This window comes from Peribacillus sp. NPDC096379, assembly GCF_044762875.1.
In the GTDB taxonomy this organism is placed as follows: Bacteria; Bacillota; Bacilli; order Bacillales; family DSM-1321; genus Peribacillus.
Window position 1 is genome coordinate 1,420,569 of sequence record NZ_JBIWFD010000001.1, and the last position, 18,314, is coordinate 1,438,882.

Annotated in this window: 20 protein-coding genes; 17 read left to right on the plus strand and 3 right to left on the minus strand. The window is 37.7% G+C overall.

Annotated features, from left to right (window positions below):
• Positions 1 to 234: 234 nt before the first annotated feature.
• The 14 genes from ACIQZI_RS06730 to ACIQZI_RS06795 all read left to right on the plus strand — a co-directional run bounded on the left by ACIQZI_RS06730 (position 235) and on the right by ACIQZI_RS06795 (position 13,265).
• Positions 235 to 1,590, plus strand: a complete 1,356-nt coding sequence (locus tag ACIQZI_RS06730; protein WP_403070810.1) for an aspartate aminotransferase family protein — start codon at positions 235 to 237, stop codon at positions 1,588 to 1,590.
• 15 nt (positions 1,591 to 1,605) lie between these two features.
• Positions 1,606 to 2,307, plus strand: a complete 702-nt coding sequence (locus tag ACIQZI_RS06735; RefSeq protein ID WP_403070813.1) for a CoA transferase subunit A — start codon at positions 1,606 to 1,608, stop codon at positions 2,305 to 2,307.
• Positions 2,286 to 2,954 carry a 3-oxoacid CoA-transferase subunit B gene (locus tag ACIQZI_RS06740; protein ID WP_403070816.1) on the plus strand — a complete coding sequence of 223 codons (669 nt, stop codon included), beginning with the start codon at positions 2,286 to 2,288 and terminating at the stop codon, positions 2,952 to 2,954. Before ACIQZI_RS06735 ends, ACIQZI_RS06740 begins: the two co-directional genes overlap by 22 nt.
• Before the next feature lie 5 nt (positions 2,955 to 2,959).
• On the plus strand, positions 2,960 to 4,228 hold the full coding sequence (locus ACIQZI_RS06745) for a peptidase (protein ID WP_403070819.1): 1,269 nt from the start codon (positions 2,960 to 2,962) through the stop codon (positions 4,226 to 4,228).
• Positions 4,229 to 4,374: 146 nt separating this feature from the next.
• Entirely contained in the window at positions 4,375 to 5,223 is an 849-nt protein-coding gene (ablB, locus tag ACIQZI_RS06750) for a putative beta-lysine N-acetyltransferase (protein WP_062178902.1), read from the plus strand.
• An 86-nt stretch (positions 5,224 to 5,309) separates the two neighbouring features.
• Positions 5,310 to 5,852: a helix-turn-helix domain-containing protein gene (locus ACIQZI_RS06755; RefSeq protein WP_403070825.1), complete on the plus strand. Its 543-nt coding sequence runs from the start codon at positions 5,310 to 5,312 to the stop codon at positions 5,850 to 5,852.
• A gap of 107 nt (positions 5,853 to 5,959) precedes the next feature.
• Positions 5,960 to 7,387, plus strand: coding sequence for a lysine 2,3-aminomutase (gene kamA, locus ACIQZI_RS06760; protein WP_062178908.1), 1,428 nt, complete (start codon positions 5,960 to 5,962; stop codon positions 7,385 to 7,387).
• Positions 7,380 to 7,658: a YokU family protein gene (locus ACIQZI_RS06765; RefSeq protein ID WP_403070828.1), complete on the plus strand. Its 279-nt coding sequence runs from the start codon at positions 7,380 to 7,382 to the stop codon at positions 7,656 to 7,658. The genes kamA and ACIQZI_RS06765 overlap by 8 nt, the downstream gene beginning before the upstream one ends.
• A gap of 199 nt (positions 7,659 to 7,857) precedes the next feature.
• Positions 7,858 to 8,079, plus strand: a complete 222-nt coding sequence (locus tag ACIQZI_RS06770) for a YozE family protein (protein ID WP_082674990.1) — start codon at positions 7,858 to 7,860, stop codon at positions 8,077 to 8,079.
• A gap of 326 nt (positions 8,080 to 8,405) precedes the next feature.
• Positions 8,406 to 9,107: a hypothetical protein gene (locus ACIQZI_RS06775; RefSeq protein ID WP_403070833.1), complete on the plus strand. Its 702-nt coding sequence runs from the start codon at positions 8,406 to 8,408 to the stop codon at positions 9,105 to 9,107.
• Between the two features lie 67 nt (positions 9,108 to 9,174).
• Positions 9,175 to 9,345, plus strand: a complete 171-nt coding sequence (locus ACIQZI_RS06780) for a YozD family protein (RefSeq protein ID WP_403070836.1) — start codon at positions 9,175 to 9,177, stop codon at positions 9,343 to 9,345.
• 397 nt (positions 9,346 to 9,742) lie between these two features.
• The gene (gene deoD / locus ACIQZI_RS06785; protein ID WP_062178919.1) at positions 9,743 to 10,447 is read left to right on the plus strand and encodes a purine-nucleoside phosphorylase; all 705 of its coding nucleotides are present in this window, start codon (positions 9,743 to 9,745) and stop codon (positions 10,445 to 10,447) included.
• A 219-nt stretch (positions 10,448 to 10,666) separates the two neighbouring features.
• Positions 10,667 to 12,184: a lmo1851 family serine protease gene (locus tag ACIQZI_RS06790; RefSeq protein WP_403070839.1), complete on the plus strand. Its 1,518-nt coding sequence runs from the start codon at positions 10,667 to 10,669 to the stop codon at positions 12,182 to 12,184.
• A 160-nt stretch (positions 12,185 to 12,344) separates the two neighbouring features.
• A complete protein-coding gene (locus ACIQZI_RS06795; RefSeq protein WP_062178921.1) occupies positions 12,345 to 13,265 on the plus strand; it encodes a CobW family GTP-binding protein in 921 nt (306 codons plus the stop codon).
• A 163-nt stretch (positions 13,266 to 13,428) separates the two neighbouring features.
• Here ACIQZI_RS06795 and ACIQZI_RS06800 read toward each other — a convergent pair whose 3' ends face one another.
• Entirely contained in the window at positions 13,429 to 13,674 is a 246-nt protein-coding gene (locus ACIQZI_RS06800) for a hypothetical protein (protein WP_062178923.1), read from the minus strand.
• A 142-nt stretch (positions 13,675 to 13,816) separates the two neighbouring features.
• Between ACIQZI_RS06800 and ACIQZI_RS06805 the strand changes: the two genes are divergently transcribed.
• The 3 genes from ACIQZI_RS06805 (at position 13,817) to ACIQZI_RS06815 (ending at position 15,950) form a co-directional block, all read left to right on the plus strand.
• Positions 13,817 to 14,101 (plus strand): hypothetical protein, encoded by a 285-nt coding sequence (locus tag ACIQZI_RS06805; RefSeq protein ID WP_062178926.1) that lies wholly within the window; start codon positions 13,817 to 13,819, stop codon positions 14,099 to 14,101.
• A gap of 84 nt (positions 14,102 to 14,185) precedes the next feature.
• Positions 14,186 to 14,650, plus strand: a complete 465-nt coding sequence (locus ACIQZI_RS06810) for a FixH family protein (RefSeq protein ID WP_403070844.1) — start codon at positions 14,186 to 14,188, stop codon at positions 14,648 to 14,650.
• A gap of 490 nt (positions 14,651 to 15,140) precedes the next feature.
• The gene (locus ACIQZI_RS06815) at positions 15,141 to 15,950 is read left to right on the plus strand and encodes a CAP domain-containing protein (RefSeq protein WP_403070847.1); all 810 of its coding nucleotides are present in this window, start codon (positions 15,141 to 15,143) and stop codon (positions 15,948 to 15,950) included.
• 91 nt (positions 15,951 to 16,041) lie between these two features.
• Here the strand turns inward: ACIQZI_RS06815 and ACIQZI_RS06820 are convergent, their stop codons facing one another.
• Positions 16,042 to 16,512: a hypothetical protein gene (locus ACIQZI_RS06820; protein ID WP_062178934.1), complete on the minus strand. Its 471-nt coding sequence runs from the start codon at positions 16,510 to 16,512 to the stop codon at positions 16,042 to 16,044.
• 396 nt (positions 16,513 to 16,908) lie between these two features.
• Positions 16,909 to 18,270, minus strand: coding sequence for an MATE family efflux transporter (locus ACIQZI_RS06825; protein WP_403072103.1), 1,362 nt, complete (start codon positions 18,268 to 18,270; stop codon positions 16,909 to 16,911).
• Between the last annotated feature and the right edge of the window lie 44 nt (positions 18,271 to 18,314).

An 18,314-nucleotide genomic window follows, 5' to 3' on the forward strand; every position in this document is an offset into this window, starting at 1 on the left:
AAAATAGAAATACAATTTCTCTTCAACATTTTTGATGATTGTAGCAATCTTTTAGAACATGTCGTAAGAATTAGTATAAAGTCAGACCTTTTTCTAATGTGATCTTCTGAGCGTGTTAAAAACGAGTAGATCTGTTAGTAACAACATTTTAATTACGGGAAGAAAGATTGCGCCATTCAAGACATACACTAGATTATAAGGTTCGTAAGATAAGCGAAAAGGAGTGCTGCAAAAATGGGGGAATCGTCGTTAATTAAACCAGTACTCGACGTAGAATACCCGATCATTAGTCATGGGAAAGGGGTATTTCTTTATGATGCTTTTGGAAAAGAGTATCTTGACGGATGCTCTGGAGCAGTGACAGCGAATATCGGCCATGGTGTGGAAGAAGTTACAAAAGCTATGGTGGAACAAGCTGAGAAGGTTTCGTTTGTATATCGTTCCCAGTTTACGAGTGAAGTGGCAGAACAGCTTGCTTTAAAACTTTCAGATTTAACGAATGGCGACTATCCTTGGAGTTTTTTTGTGAACAGTGGCTCTGAAGCAACGGAGACAGCCATGAAGCTAGCGATTCAGCATTGGCAGGAAAAAGGAAAGCCACAAAAGAACCGAATCATCTCGAGATGGATGAGCTATCACGGGATCACGCTTGGAGCCTTGTCTATGTCTGGGCATCCAGTACGCCGTGAACGATTTACGGAAATTCTTGAATCGTATCCGGCAATCTCTGCTCCCTATTGTTATCGTTGTCCATTACATTTGGAAAGCAAATCATGCGGGCTTGCTTGTGCGAATGAACTTGAAGCAGCAATTAGAAGAATTGGAGCGGATCATGTGGCCGCCTTCATTGCTGAACCAGTTATTGGTGCAGCGGGAGCAGCGATAACACCACCTGATGGCTATTTTCAAAGGTTGAAGCAAATTTGCGAGAAGTACGATGTCTTATTTATTGCCGATGAAGTGATGACAGGAATGGGGCGTACGGGGAAATTACTTGCTTCGGAACATTGGGGAGTAAAGCCTGATATTGTGACACTTGGTAAAGGAATGAGTGGGGGATACACGCCGATCGCAGCGACGCTCGTTTCGGATCCGATCATTCAACCGATCCTACACGGTTCAAAAGTAATTATGGGTGGTCATACCTTTAGCGCAAATCCATTATCTTGCGCTATTTCACTTGCTGTACTCAATTATCTCACCAAGCATGATGTAGCTAATCATGCCGCCGCTGCCGGTGTTTATTTGAAAAACAAGTTGAACTCATTGGCACAGAAGTATTCCTTTATAGGTGATATTCGAGGGAAAGGCCTTCTTCTTGGTATTGAATTTGTCCAAAATAAAGAAACGAAAGAACCTTTTCCACTAGCCGCATCTATAACAAGTACAATTATTAGGCTTGGGATGAAGCATGGTTTGCTTTTATATCCTGCAGCAGCAGGAGAAGAAGGAGTCACAGGAGCAGCGATTATTGTCGCCCCACCGCTAACGACCACGGACAAAGAATTGGATGAATTAGTGAATCGATTAGAAGCTGTTTTTGTAGAATGGACTGAAAAACATTTACCGAACGTGCATGCAGAAATGTAACAGGAGGTGAGGAATATGACTGAAAATACGTATAAAAAAGTAACGAACCGTGACAGTTTGGCCCCACTTTTTAAAGATGGAATGAGCATCTTATTCGGTGGTTTTGGAGGAGTAGGTACACCGCCGGGATTGGTCGATCTTATTATAGAAACAGGTATTAAGAATCTAACATTAATCGGCACAGACGCTGGATTTCCTACGATTGGAATCGGGAAAATCATTACAAAAAAACGAGCAAAAAGATTACTTGTTTCCCATATTGGATCCAATCCTACTGCAGGAATTTATATGAACGCTGGTGAGCTGGAAATTGAATTTAGTCCACAAGGAACATTAATTGAACGAATTCGAGCAGGCGGGATGGGCCTTGGTGGTATATTATCTGACATTGGTATTGAGGCAGAAATTGTAAACCAAAATAAAGAAAAAGTGAAAGTTGCAGAAAAAGAATATTTAATTGAACCAGCTATAACGAGCGATGTTGCCATTGTTTATGCAAAAAAAGCTGATTATTATGGAAATTTGGTTTTTGATAAAAGTGCCAGAAACTCAAACCCTTATGTGGCTATGGCTGGAAAAACAACGATTGTAGAGGCATTAGAAATTGTCCCCATTGGCTCCTTGAACCCAGAAGAAATTATTACTCCAGGGGTATTTGTAGATTATATCGTGCAATCGAAAGGAGTGAATTGGCAATGGGCATGGGAACAGAAATAAGAAAGATACTAGCAAAGCGAGCAGCACAAGAAATTAAGGAAGGGATGCTAGTTAATCTGGGTATTGGGATTCCTTCTTTGGTACCTGATTTTTTGCCGGAAAATTTTCCAGTCATGTTTCATACTGAAAATGGAATTATTGGAATGGGATCTTCTCCTAAACCTGGAAAAGAAGACGAAAATCTTTGTAACGCCGGAGGGTATCCTGTCACATTGCAGACAGGAGGTTCGTATTGCGATAGTGCCACGGCATTCGGGATCATACGGTCAGAACGTATCGATTTAACCATTTTAGGAGCTTTACAAGTTAGTGGAAAAGGTGATCTTGCGAATTGGATAGTGCCAGGGAAGCGAATTCCTGGGATGGGTGGGGCTATGGATTTAGCAGCCAAAGCAAAGAAGGTCATTGTTGTAATGAATCATTTTGACAAAAGTGGCGCTTCGAAACTAGTCAAAGCATGTACATTGCCCTTAACAGCCCCTAACTGTGTACATATGATCATTACAGAGCTCGGTGTTTTTTCCGTTACTTCTGAAGGGCTTGAGTTAACGGACATGTTCGAACCTTATACTTTTGACGATGTTGTAGCGAAAACAGATGCGGAAGTAAAGCAGGCCAAACATATTCACATCATAAAAGAAAGGTAGAGATTGTGATGGATAAAAAACAAAGAGTGATAGATTGGATTCATGAGAACTATACTAAAGGCGTCAAATTATTGCAAAAGCTAATTCAAGAACCAAGTAAGCGGGGCAATGAGGGTGGTGCACAAGCGATTATCATTGAAAAATGCCGCGAACTCGGATTAGAATTGGATATTTGGGAGATTGGCGATGATGTATTAAAAAATCACCCACAATTTCACTGTGACCGTAGTGATTTTACAGGAAATCCAAACCTTGTGGCGATAAAAAGAGGGGAAGGATTTGGAAAATCTATTCTTTTGAATGGGCATATCGATGTTGTACCAGAAGGGAATCAAAATGATTGGGAAATGGATCCTTTTAGCGGAAAATATATGAATGGTAAAGTGTATGGCAGAGGGTCTACTGATATGAAAGGTGGCAATGTTTCGTTGCTGTTGGCGATTGAGGCAATTATGGCAAGTGGAATCAAGCTAAAAGGAGATATGATTTTTCAAAGTGTAATTGAAGAGGAAAGCGGTGGGGCAGGCACACTTGCAGCGGTACTACGAGGATACCGTGCAGATGGGGCGATTATCCCTGAACCTACGAATATGAAAATCTTTCCGCTTCAACAAGGTTCGATGTGGTTTCGACTTACTGTAAAAGGAAAATCAGCTCACGCTGGCACTCGATATGAGGGTGTGAGTGCTATTGAGCAATCCGTCATTGTGATGGAAGCCATCCGAGGCTTAGAGAATAAAAGAAACGCAGCACTCACTCATCCATTGTATGAAAATATCCCCATCCCGATTCCGATCAATCTTGGAAAAATCCATGGCGGTGAATGGCCATCTTCTGTTCCTGATACAGTCGTTTTGGAAGGACGTCTTGGAGTCGCACCTTTTGAAACAGTAGATGAAGCCAAAGCCAGCTTAGTAGCGTGTATTTTAGAACTAAACTCCTCGTCTGACTGGTTTAGGAACAAACCGGTTGAACTTGAATTTTTCGGTGCACGTTGGTTGCCTGGTCATATCGACTTAGAGCATCCATTTCTTCAAACCGTGCAAGCTGCTTATAAAGAAAAAACGAATCAAGAAGCAAAGTTAGAAGCATCGCCATGGGCAACGGATGGTGGCTATTTATCTGGAGTTGGCGGAATCCCGACCATTGTGTTTGGACCAGGCAAAACGGAATTAGCCCATGATGCTAATGAATATATTGAAATAGAAAAAATGATTGAAGTGGCCCAAATTATTGCGTTAACAATTCTTGATTGGTGTGAAGTTACCGAATAATGAAAACAGTGAGAGTAGTTCATCGGGGTTAGACCAGGCATAAGAAATAAATTCAACCAAATATACAAGAGAGAGAAGGTGTGAGGTCTGACCCTTCCCATATTTTTTGGTACACTAAATACAAAATAAAGTAAAGGGGAAGGCTAATGAATCATATACCTTTGGAAAAAGTGATAAATGGAAATAGCTTTTATGTGAAACTTGTAATCGATCCTTTTAATAAACGGGTTAGAATGGATGATTATTTAGGAAATATTACACATTGTTTAACAACAGCGGAAGAAGCCGTCTTAGAAATCGGTGCAGAGAAACTGATTGTGAAAGCGCGTGAGGAAAATTTCAAAGAGCTTATCTTAGCAGGTTTTGTCTTCGAAGCAAGTATTGATAAGTATTTTTTTGGCAGTGATTGTTGTTTTTTTGCAAAATATTATCAAAATGAGCGTCGAAACAGTATAAATTGGCAAGAAGAAGACGAAATTTTAACCCGGGTATTATCCCTTAGCGCTATTGAACAAAGAAAACAGCTTCCTTTAGGTTATACAATAAGAAAAGCGAATAGTGCTGATGCAAAAGCATTGGCACGTTTATATAAACAGGTTTTTGAAATTTATCCGGTTCCGATGAATGACCCAGAATATGTGAAAAAATGTATCGAAAACGATGCTGTGTTTTATGTTTGTCTTTTTAACGAGAAAATTGTAAGCGCCGCGTCAGCAGAAATGAACAGCCATTATCATAATGCTGAAATAACCGATTGTGCGACACTGCCGGAGCATCGGCAATTCGGTTTAATGAAGCTTCTAATTAAGGAGCTAGAAAAATACCTAGCCGAACAGCAAATCTTTTGTATGTATTCCATTGCAAGAGCTCTGTCATTTGGCATGAATGCGGCCTTCCATTCACTTAATTACACGTATCGTGGAAGATTAGCGAATAACTGTTTTATTTCTGATAAACTAGAAGACATGAATATCTGGGTGAAAAATTTTTCATAAATGCTGAAAAATCAGCAGTAAACTGACAAGATTACGGCACTCCTTCATATAGTTTAATAGACAAGGCTTAAAGGAGTGAATAAAAGGTGAATCAGGAATTTTACACGACTCGAGAAGTGTTAGAAGCGATTTTAACGAGTATTGATGAAGGTATTCATGTTATCGATACGAAAGGTTATACAATTTTTTATAATCAAGTAGCAGCGGAAAGGGATCGAATGAAGGTGGAAGAAGTGTTAGGGGCGCCACTTATACAATCCTTTCCGTCTCTCAATCACCATTCTTCAACTCTGCTTAAGGTGATTGAGCGAGGAGTACCAATTAAAGATAAGCAACAGTCTTATATGAATATTCATGGGAAAATGATTGAAACCATCAATACGACCTTGCCACTACATGTAAATGGAGAGCTGATTGGAGCCATCGAAATTGCCAAAGATTACTCCAACTTGAAAGCATTAAAGGGTACTCATGCACTAGACATTCAGCCGTTAAGAAAGGCTTTGAAGCAAGCAGAAGAAGAGCTGATATCTAATGCTTTAACAAAAACAAAAGGGAATGTTTTACAAGCAGCAAAATTGCTCCAAATACCCCGTCAAACGCTTCAGTATAAGCTTAGTAAAATATAATCATCGGATATGATGATAAAAATTTTTTTATAAAATACATGATTTTTGTCTATATTGTCATGATTCTTGCATTAACTATTACTATCAAGATGCAAGGGGGAACCATGATGTTATTCGATTTATATAAACCTGATCGACACTGGAAAAATATTGAGCTGTGGCAAGATGTTACAGATGAGAAGTGGAATGATTGGATTTGGCAGCTTACGAATACAATTCGAACATTAGATGATTTAAAAAAAGTGATTAACCTTACACCGGATGAAGAAGAAGGTGTTCGAATATCGACGAAAACGATTCCGCTTAATATTACACCCTATTATGCCTCACTAATGAATCCTGATGACCCACGATGTCCAATACGAATGCAAAGTGTCCCGATTTCAAGTGAAATGCATAAAACGAAATATGATATGGAAGATCCGCTTCATGAAGACGAAGATTCCCCGGTGCCAGGGTTAACCCATCGTTATCCGGACCGGGTCCTGTTTTTAGTGACGAATCAATGCTCTATGTATTGCAGGTATTGTACACGAAGAAGATTTTCTGGGCAGATTGGAATGGGGGTTCCAAAGAAACAACTTGATGCAGCGATTCAATATATTAGGGAAACGCCAGCTGTTCGTGATGTTCTTTTATCTGGTGGCGACGGACTTTTGATTAACGATACGATTCTGGAGTATATATTGAAAAATTTGCGTGACATCCCACATGTGGAAATTATCAGGATTGGGACACGTGCGCCTGTTGTTTTTCCGCATCGGATCACCGAAAATTTATGTACAATTTTAAAAAAATATCACCCAGTATGGCTCAATACACATTTCAATACATCCATTGAAATAACAGAAGAAGCAAAGAAAGCGTGCGAAATGCTTGCTGATGCTGGTGTTCCTGTAGGCAATCAGGCTGTTATTCTCGCAGGAATTAATGACAGTGTGCCGATTATGAAAAAATTAATGCATGATCTCGTGAAAATCCGCGTCAGGCCTTATTATATTTACCAATGTGATCTGTCTGAAGGAATCGGTCATTTTAGGGCACCGATTTCAAAAGGAATTGAGATCATTGAAGGATTGCGGGGACACACTTCAGGTTATGCCATTCCAACATTTGTCGTCGACGCTCCTGGTGGCGGAGGAAAAATTACTCTTCAGCCTAATTACATTATTTCGCAATCACCAGAGAAAACAGTTCTTCGCAACTTTGAAGGTGTTATTTCAACGTATCCCGAACCAGAAAATTACACACCAGGGCGGGCAGATGATTACTTTGAGAGTATTTACCCGCACGCTGGAAATAAACGTTCAGATATTGGCATTGCTGGTTTGCTGAATGAGAGTAAGTTCAATTTGGTCCCTGAAGGACTTGAACGTTTATATCGTCGTGAAAAATATGAAAATAATCCTGAACATAGTACATTAAAGGATCAACGTGAAAAGCGTGACATCTTAAAAGAAAAAAAATATCAGGCACAACTAAAGAAAATGTCATCTGCAAAGAGTGATCAAGATAAGGGGGATCAAAATGGATAAATGCAGCTGGTGTGAAGTCGCTGGGGTTGTACTTGGTGCTGGATCGGTCTATTGGGAGCTTCCAGATGGTACAAAAGCGATTGAAATCTTAAATACTCCCACCTATTCCTGTGAAAGCTGTGGGGCTGTGTATCAAAATGACGAAACGGTGAAACAAATTGAAGACCAACTATTCTTAATCTCTACGGAGAACTTAAATAAAACGGTTGATTTTCAAGAATTGATGAAGATGAAGCGACTGCTTAAGCGAAACTATTTTGACTTTTCGTGAATACAATTTGTTCGCCTCTATATTTGTTACGATAATAAAATTGTAGTAGTAGGGCGAATAAGCGAAAATGTAACCATTCTGTTGAAACAATAGTAGTAATGATAGAGAACATCCGATTTCTATCTGGATGTTCTTTTTTGACGGCAAGACAAATCTCCATTATATTTATGTCAGATTTAATTTATTTTGGAGGGTTATCATGAAGTCTTTTTACACTTTTTTAATGAAATATCGCCAGCCGAAAGAAGTGGATGAAATGACGAAATTTGCGAATGAAGCATTTAATGATCATACATTTCCGAAGCAAGCTAATAATTATGATGAACTTAGCCGGTATTTAGAAATGAATGGGCATTATCTACGCAGTATGTCTATTTTTGATGAAGCTTGGGATGTGTATATGTTGAACGAGAAGAGATGATACATTCATAAATCAAATGAGGTATCTATGGATGTTTGTTCATACAAAGCTAATTGCTTATCGGCTTATTAGTAATGGCTACACTAAAAGGTTGGATATTGTGAAATTACAGCTACTAATGAGTAACCAGATTTACTGAATAGTGTAAAAAAGAATTGAGAGCTAGTCCTTTTTTTACGACTGAAAAAGGACTGGCTTTTTTGTATGCGGGTATAAAGGAAATAATACAACGGCATCAGAGAATTCAGATTAACGCAGTGAATATATTCTGCATATACTTTATATTAATTAAACATATAGGACCGATTTATAAGGGGATGTCTCTTATGGGGAAAAAGAAACAGCCGAAATTCAAGAAAGGCGATACAGTGGTTATTACGATGTATGGGACAGTAGGGAAAATCACAGATGTGAAATTTATGGATGAATCTTTTGTTTACGAAGTGAATTACAGTCAAGGTCTTTATTTAGAAAACACACTTCAAAGTGTCGAAGAATATGAAGGCGAGTTAGTGCCTGATTCAGAGCATATTGATATTGAATATAAATTTACCTTCGGTGACCTCGTTCAAGTTGATGGATATGAGCGTGATTATTTTAAAATACTTGGTTTTAGAACCGAGATATGGCGTTATAAAGAAGATGCCTGGGAAGATATTGTCTATGAACTTTCTAGAATTTCCGACGGAGAATGGCTCGAAGCCCATGAGGAGGAAATTACGTTAATTGCTGATGCAGAACGAGCTGAAAGTATTATGTCTAAATTAGGTCTTATTGAGGACCAGCAAAAAACATCCAAAGTTGCTGACTCCTTGAAAAAAAATGGGCTAAAAACAGAACCAATCTCGAACGTTCAAGATGGTGATAAAAAGGAGTTTATAGATGGTTTGCTCGATCTTTATAATGATTATCAATTGCTTTATAAATGGTTTGAGGATGAAGACTATTTCCATGTAATGAAAATAGCCCTATTAAAAATAAAAAAGACAGTGGAAGATACGGCAGGTGATGGAAAATTAAAGAATTGAAGGAATAAAATCAAGCAGTCATAATTCGTCTTGCAGGCTCATACATCTTTAATAAGGGGGCGATGACATGCGAGAAATTGAGGTATTCATTGATACAGAAGAAATTGCGGAATTCTTCTTTCAGGAGTTAATGAGACGGGGCTATATACCGACTGAAGAGGAGTTAGAAGATCTTGCAGACATCACATTCGATTATTTGCTTGATAAATGTATTATCGATGAAGATACTGAGGACTAACTTGGGTGGAATTTACACTTTCCCATATCAGTTTAACTCACTTTAGCGGATAACCCCTCACTTCTTTAAAAAGGTTAGACTTACTGTGTGATCAACATAGTGACTATGTCAAAAAACATACATGGCGCACCAAAGCATTGTTTCTCCTCAGCAATGCTTTTTTTTGCTTAGCCTAACGGTATAAACTGAAAAATAGAGTTACCCCTGTTTTTACACGAAGTTTTTAAAATCTTCCAAAGAAACTGATATAGATGAGATAACAAAGGTATTGAATAGCATGCATTTTTAACAAAAATCAATTATAATGAAGATTCCGTGCACATTTCCATTTTAGGAAGGTGCTATGGTATAGTTATTTGCGGTATTTACTATTTAAGCTTTAGAGGAGGACACAAAAGTGAGTGTACATATTGGTGCAAAAGAAAATGAAATTGCTGAAACGGTCTTGTTACCTGGAGATCCACTTCGGGCAAAATATATAGCAGAAACATTTTTGGAAAACGCTACACTTTACAATGAAGTTAGAAACATGTTTGGCTACACAGGCACATATAAAGGAAAAAGAATTTCTGTTCAGGGTACAGGAATGGGTGTACCTTCGATTTCTATTTATGTTAATGAATTGATTAATAGCTATAATGTTCAAAACCTCATTCGTGTTGGTACAGCTGGAGCCATTCAAAAAGACGTAAAGGTACGTGACGTTATTCTTGCAATGAGTGCTTCAACAGACTCACAAATAAACCGTTTAACATTCGGCGGTATTGACTACGCACCAACAGCAGATTTCGATTTATTAAGAAAAGCATATGAAGCAGGTCTTGCAAAAGGTTTGCAATTAAAAGCTGGTAATGTCTTTACAGCAGATCATTTTTACAATGAAAACAGTGATTTAGAAAAATTGGCGAGATACCAAATCCTTGCCATAGAAATGGAGTCTGCAGCACTTTACACGCTTGCTGCCAAGTTTGGTCGGAAAGCTCTGTCTATCCTGACAATTAGCGATCATATTCTTACAGGGGAAGAAACAACTTCAGAAGAACGTCAAACTACATTTAATGACATGGTTGAAGTTGCTTTAGAGGCAGCGATTCAAGAATAAGATGAAACGTTCAATTATGGGATAGTTTGCTGATTGAAGAAATTTGGCTAACTATCCCATAACACTTTCATTATCCTTTTTTTGCTTAACCTAAACATTTATATTTTTAGTAAAGACATAAATCTGGTAAAATAATTTTACATACAAACTAATGTTACATTTATTTGCATAAACGGGCAGTAAGATTCCGTAGTTACCCTAAATGAATATGAGTGAAAATTGAAGGTACAAATTGAAAGTGGTGAACACGCATTGGAAGAAGAAAATAAACAAACAGAATCTCCAGAAAAGACCCGATATGTTAAAATGAGAAGATTTCCGTTTATTATGGGGATATTTTTACTTGTTTTTTTAACGGCAGGAATTACTACGATTGCGCTGACTTTTGGAACAGATAAAGTCGAATCATCTTTACCTTCTCAAATGTCTTCCGGTGAACATCCTGAATTCGCCAAACTTTATTCTACTTATGACACATTAAAGAATCAATTTTATCAAGATGTAAATGAAACGGACCTTGTGAACGGTGCCATTGATGGTATGATTAAAGCACTTGATGATCCATATTCTACCTATATGAATCAAGAAGAAGCAAAGAGCTTTCAAGAAAGTATTTCTGCTTCTTTTGAAGGAATCGGTGCAGAAATTCAACAGGAAAATTCATTTATTAAGGTCGTTTCTCCGATTAAGGGTTCTCCAGCAGAGAAAGCTGGAATTAAGCCTAATGACTTAATTCTAAGCGTGAACGGTGACAGTTTGGAAGGTGTAAACTCAACTGAAGCTGTCATGAAGATAAGGGGAAAAAAAGGAACTAAAGTTGACTTAGAAATTTCTCGAGAAGGATCTGAAAAACCAATTGATATCACAATTACACGTGATACCATTCCAGTTGAAACAGTTTATGCCGAAATGCTGGACAATCATATTGCTAAAATTCAAGTAACTAGCTTTTCAATCGATACTGCTAATGAATTAAAGCAGGCTATTGCAGAAATGGATAAGCAGGGGATGAAGGGTATGATTCTGGATTTGCGTGGTAATCCAGGTGGACTTCTTGATCAAGCCGAAGAAATTGCTAGCATCTTTGTACCAAATGGCAAACCTATTTTACAAGTGGAAAATCGGACAGGCGAGAAACAGGTGGCTAACGCAAGAAACAATGGTGTGTTTGAAAAACCTGTAGTCGTGTTGATCGATGGCGGTAGTGCGAGTGCTTCGGAAATCGTAGCTGCTGCAGTCAAAGAATCAGCTGGTATTCAGCTTATCGGAGAAAAATCATTTGGTAAAGGAACCGTACAAACAGCAACAGATTTTAAAGATGGCTCCAATTTTAAATTTACAACGGCAAAATGGCTGACACCTAATGGAAACTGGATACATTCGAAAGGAATCGAACCGGATGTTTTGGTTAAACTTCCAGATTATGCGAGTCTTACTTATATTTCACCTGAAAAAGAACTGAAGGTATCTGAATCAGGTGTGGAAGTGAAAACGGCAGAGAAAATGTTAGAAGTCGCAGGGTATAAACCTGGCAAAATTGATGGTTTCTTCGACAATGAAACTGAAAAAGCTGTATCACAATTCCAAAAAGACCAAAGTATCAAGGTAACGGGAATTCTTACTGGTGAATCTACGACAAAGCTTATGCAAGTTCTGCGAGAAAAGATCCTTGCAAACGATACACAGTTAAAAAAAGCATCGGAAGTACTTGAAAGTCAGTTAAATACTAGCAAATAATCAAACCAGCAAAGTTTCTCTAAAAGGACACTTTGCTGGTTTTTTTGTTGAATTTTCATGCGACGAGCGTTGTAACGCAGCAAGATACATGTTAAGTCACGTTAACTTATGGTACACTGCTAGTGAAAGTAAATTGATTTGAAACAGGAGTTTATTTAGAATGGAAAAAATGACAGAGGTATACATATTAAGTGGTTTTCTAGGAAGCGGGAAGACGACATTATTGCAGGAAATTATTCAACAGGAAAATGAAGCAGGGCGTAAAGCAGCAATTTTATTGAATGAACTTGGCAGTGTTTCCGTTGATACGGCAAGGCTAGGGGATGAGGTTCCTTTCAAAGAGCTACTAGGTGGCTGTATTTGTTGCACCATTCAAGATAAGGTGGAAGTGCAGCTACATAGTTTGCTATCTGAGCATGAACTTGATGCGATTTATATAGAAACAACTGGAGCTGCTCATCCGGTTGAGGTATTGGATAGCATCATGAGTCCATTATTTGCTAAAAAGCTAAAATATCGCGGGATTATTACAGTAGTGGATTTACTTCGTTTCAGAGATCGGAACGAGCTGTCACCTCAGCTTCGTCAGCTTTTAATTGAACAGGTGCAGCATGCAGACTTTATCCTCTTAAACAAACAGGATTTGGTGAGTGAGTTAGAGGCAGGACAGCTTGTATACTCGATTCAGGCAATAAATCCTGAGGCAATAAGTTTACTTACTACACAAGCTAAAGTCTCCCTTTCTTCTTTACAAAAAATGAAAATGAAGAAAAAAAATGTCCATAGTCAATTGGATGTCCATAGTCATTTACATTTGCAGGCTATCGTCCATTCCTTCAAAAAGTCTATAGATCAAACCTCCTTCGAAGAGTGGCTTCGCGGTCTCCCGGATACGGTTTATCGAATGAAGGGCTATTTGTCCTTTACAAACGCTGAGCAGCCATACTTATTTCAGTATTCTTACGGTATGCCAATCTATATGAATGAATTTATTAAAATGCCGCTCAATCTTGTTATTATTGGTGAAAAACTTAATGAAGAAGAGATCCGGTATCAACTAATAGCTTTGGAAGAAAAATAGTTTTCGATCAGTTTTTCTTGAAATCTATTGGGGCAGATAGAAGTTAAGGTATAACCCATCTTGGACAAAAAGGAGTAGACATAGCAAGAAGCTGGCTATGAAGAGTAAAAAGTCAGCTTCTTTGTTTGTAATTAGTTTTGAATTAGCACAATTTGTACGAAAACTACATGCTTCGTTCTCCAAATGCTGCAAAGGTTTTTTCGTCTTCGATTAAACCGCATGCTGCACATTGGACTCTCACCTCTGGTCCACGGTAAGGAAGATGAAATGGCTCTAAATTATCACTTGAGAATTCTTGTACAACTTCACCAGATTGAGGATCTTTTTTTACAGAAGTTGCGACTTGTTGAATAAGATTGAATCTTGATTTATTTGTTCGGCAATTTGGGCAGCGGTAAACTTGTGCCAATAGAATCACTCCTTTATACAGTTGGCTAAAACGATTTGGGTTTTGCTTTGAGCTGACAAAAATGTCATATAGGAAAGTAGATTGATCTATTATTAGGATTACCTTTATAAAGGGAATTATGTAAATCAAAGGGGGGAGTAAAATGAATGAAGAAAACGCCAAAAATCTATTGCGAATCTATTCGAAATTATGGAAGAATCGAATAGTAGAGGAGCGAGGCAATAAAGCCGACGAATTTCTTCGCGAAAAAGTAAAAGGAGAACTGCTTGATGAAAACAGTCATCCAAGAGCGAGGAAAAATAGGTATGAGAAATTTTATTTATGTCTTCAAAGAGTTCATCATTCCCAATTAAGCCGCGAAGAGAAGAGTATGATTATTTCGGTTTATCTGGAAGAAATGGAGAAATTAGCACAGACACCGATGTGATTATCTGGAATTTGTCACATTGTTTACTGATTTAACTCTCAATTCATGATATCTTGTTATAAATATAGTAATTAAAGGGGAAGAATGATGAGAAAAAAAGTAGGAAGCATGTTACTAATGATTTCAATGATCGTTCTTGCTGCTTGTTCTAACAATCAGGAGCAAGATACTGAACCAAAAATGCTAAACGTAAAGCTGACAATTAATCCTGAGCATGCCCAAGTAAATGATGTCGTTACTTTTAAAGCTAAAGTTACATATGGTGATGAAGCAGTAGAAGATGCCGATGAAGTGAAGTTCGAAATTTGGCGTTCACAAAGTGAAAACCATGAAACGATTGAAGTAAAACATTCAAAAGACGGGGTATATCAACTGGAGCAATCATTCTCTGAAGAAGGTACTTATTATGTGTATGCTCATGTACAAGCAAGAGACTTACATAATATGCCCAAGGAGGAATTTGTGATTGGGACTGCTAGTGAACCGGAAGAAAAAAGTGCAAGTCAATCGATGAATGATGAAAATCAACATAACCATCACGATAAATAATAGTAAACAGATATTGTCTTAGGAAGGGTCAGACCTCACCACTATATATTCCGTTAATCGTGTTAAACACACTTTTTTTAACGATATATAGTAGATGTGGTCTGGTTCTTTTATTACGTTTAAAATTCTGAATATTACGTTTTTTAAATGTGACAAATAATTATTTTTGTAATATAAAAGTAAAGAATGTTACATGAAAAGACTATAAAAAAAGTTGTCAATCCTAAATTACTAGTTTTATTTGGTAGTTAAGCGTGTGACTACCATTGACAGCGACAAATAGAAGGAAATTGAATCTAGTTAGAAATACGTTAGAAAACTATTAATCTATAGGTTTTCGTTGAAAAAGCGATAGAATATTACTACTCTGAATAGCAGTTCATTTCTTAATTTCCCCTCAAGGTAATTCATGGTACGAATGTTACAAAAAAAGCCGTGTTATGATTTTGGCAGAAAGAAAACACCATTGAATTTCAGGGAGGAATTAATAATGAACAAGAAATCACTATTTACAGCAGCGGCTGCAGCGGCCCTAATTTTCACAGGAGTTGGAGCGAAAGAGGCTGATGCTTCTACAATAAAAAATGTAAACATTCAAACAGTAGCATTTAAGGTTAATAGCCAAGAAGACTTACAAACAGCACTAGATCAATATCTTGCAAAATATAATATTCCAGTAAACTATAAAGTTAGCATTCAAAATCAGTATGGTGCAATAACTAAACAAAATACGGCAAAACCAGCCGCTCCAGTTCAGCAACCGACACAAGCACCTGCAAAACAGCCTGTACAAACGCCAGCTGAAAAACCAGTAAAAGAACCAAGCAAGCAACCAGTTCAAACACCTACTGCTCCAACACAAACTCAAACACCACCACCTGCTTCAAAACCGACTAATTCTGGAACTCCAACAAGTTCTTCAGTCAGTCAATTTGAAAAAGAAGTGGTTGAGCTGACAAATGCTGAGCGTGCAAAATCCGGTTTAAAAGCTCTTACACTTGATACAGAGTTAAGCAAAGTTGCACGTGCAAAATCTCAAGATATGAAAGACCGTAACTACTTTGATCACACTAGCCCAACATATGGTTCACCATTTGATATGATGAAACAATTTGGTATCAACTATTCTTCTGCGGGTGAAAATATTGCACAAGGTCAAACGACTCCTCAACAAGTTGTACAAGCTTGGATGAATAGTGAAGGACACCGCGCTAACATTTTAAAAGCAAGCTACACTCATATCGGAGTTGGCTATGTACAATCAGGAAACTACTGGACACAAATGTTCATCGGAAAATAATCTAGATTCATTTGCTAAGAATAGGCTTCCACCCAGCATATAACGGGGTGGAGGTCTTTTTTTTGTATTGAAAACAGAAATAGACGTCTTATTAAATTTCCGAGACGTCTATTTCAGAAAACTGAATATCTTGCTGCTTTGAAAGACGAATTTCCAGTGTTTCATTTTTATATTGCGCCGTCGTTCCTTTTTTCTTCACGATGCATGGTAGGGTAGTAACAAATTTTTCTTCATATCCAGGAATGCCATCTATTAAAAGTTGATTGGAAGTATGGTAGATTTTTAAATGTCTAATACATGTTGAATCTTTAATTAGGATGCGAACATAAACATCTGAATGCGTTTCAAATACAGCAGCTTGTAGTTTTCCATCTGAAGAGGTGTTTTGTTGTGTGTGTGAACTTGAGTTTGGGTTTTGTTGATTCATGAACTGTTGCATCTGATCAGGCATCGCTTGTGAAAAAATTTGATTCATGAACGATTGAATATCATTTGGATTCATATGCTTGATTTTATCAGAACTATTTTTCTGAAAGGAGAAAAGAGAACTCCACGGAAACATTCTGTACACCTCATTTCTTATCCGTTAAGGGCCGTACAAGGCTTTAAATCAATTTATTTACAATATAATATGCGAAAGGTCTCTATAGGGTAACGAATAGGGAAGAGCATCCGATATGCAAAAATAGTGAAACAATTCTTATGCAGTGGGATTATAGGCAACGTGGTATGTAAAGAACATGAAATAAATCTGTGATGTGTCATCCAAGTTAGGAATAAAACATTCCTGTTAATAGATCAGGAATCGTGATGAAATCTCGATTAGATCCTAAATTTGTGGATGCACAACGAAAAAGTCCGCCTCGAATAACTACTGATACAGTTCAAATTAAATACAAATATAACGATAAACTGTATATAGAATATGAAGACAGACCTCTTAAGATCATCATTGTGTTTAATTTTCTTTCACCGATGAATACTTCACTCGCTGCAAGAATAGCAGTCGAGTCAATAAGCCAATTGCGCCTAGTGCAAGGCCGGAGATAAGACCAATCCAATATCCGAACGGACCTAAATCCGTTAAGTTTGCAAGTATATATCCAAACGGAAGCCCGATAATCCAGTAAGAAACTAATGACATGAAGAACGTAAAATTCACATCTTTATACCCGCGAAGAATTCCTTGGATCGGGGCTTGGAAAGCATCTGAAATTTGGAAGAAGATTGCATAGATTAAAAAGTGTGTTGTCAATTTTAGGACAAGCTGATCATCTGTGTAAATTGCAGCAACTTGCTCCCGTAAAAAAAAGATAACAAGAGAGAAAATTAAAGACATCAAGACTGCAATGGATATTCCGATTTTGCTGTATTCAAGTGCGTCACTGTACCGTTTTGCGCCAACTTCAAAAGCAATAACAATGGTTAATCCCATCGAGATACTTAACGGTGCCATATAAAGAAATGAAGCAAAGTTCATCGCAATTTGGTGAGAAGCAATTGTGATCGTATCATAACTACTCATTAACAAAGTGACAGCTGCAAAAATACTTGTTTCAAAAAAGATTGAAAAACCAATTGGTAGTCCGATGACAAGGAGGGTTTTCCAATTTTTTAATGATACTCGATAAAATCTTTCGAAAATTCGATAGGAGGCAAAAGGTTCTGCCTTCATCACTACTAATGTGGCAATGATAAAAATTAGCCAATAGGTGATGGCTGTAGCATAACCAGAACCAGCTCCTCCTAATTCAGGGAAACCAAGTTTACCATAAATTAATAAATAATTAAAAATGATATTGATAGGTAATGCGGATAGTGTGATGAGCATTGAAATTCTCGTTTGACCAAGACCATCCATGAACGAACGGAGAACATTAAATACAAAAAGCGGCAGAATTCCGAAACCAAGTCCTACTAAAAAGGAATGAGCAATTTGTTCCACAGCTGGTTCTAGATTCATCATATTTAAAATAGGGTTAAGAAAGATAGCACCGATTATTGTAATACCAACTCCCATAGCGAGAGCCAAATATATCGCCTGAATGATATTGAAAGGAACCTTTTTTGTATCTTTTGCTCCGATTAGTTGAGAAATAATTGGAGGAATGGCGAGCAGTATACCACCCAATCCTGAATAAATGGGCATCCACAAGGAGCTGCCGATTGAAACCCCTGCAACATCAGCGGTGCTGTATCTTCCTGACATCATAATATCAAAGAAGGTCATCGCATATAAACTAAGCTGAGTGATAAGAAGCGGGAATAAAATAGTGGATAATTGGCGGATCTTTCCACGTTTTGTATAGGTCTTTTGCATAATATTACCTCGATTTATTAATTTTTGCACAATGGTAGAATTAT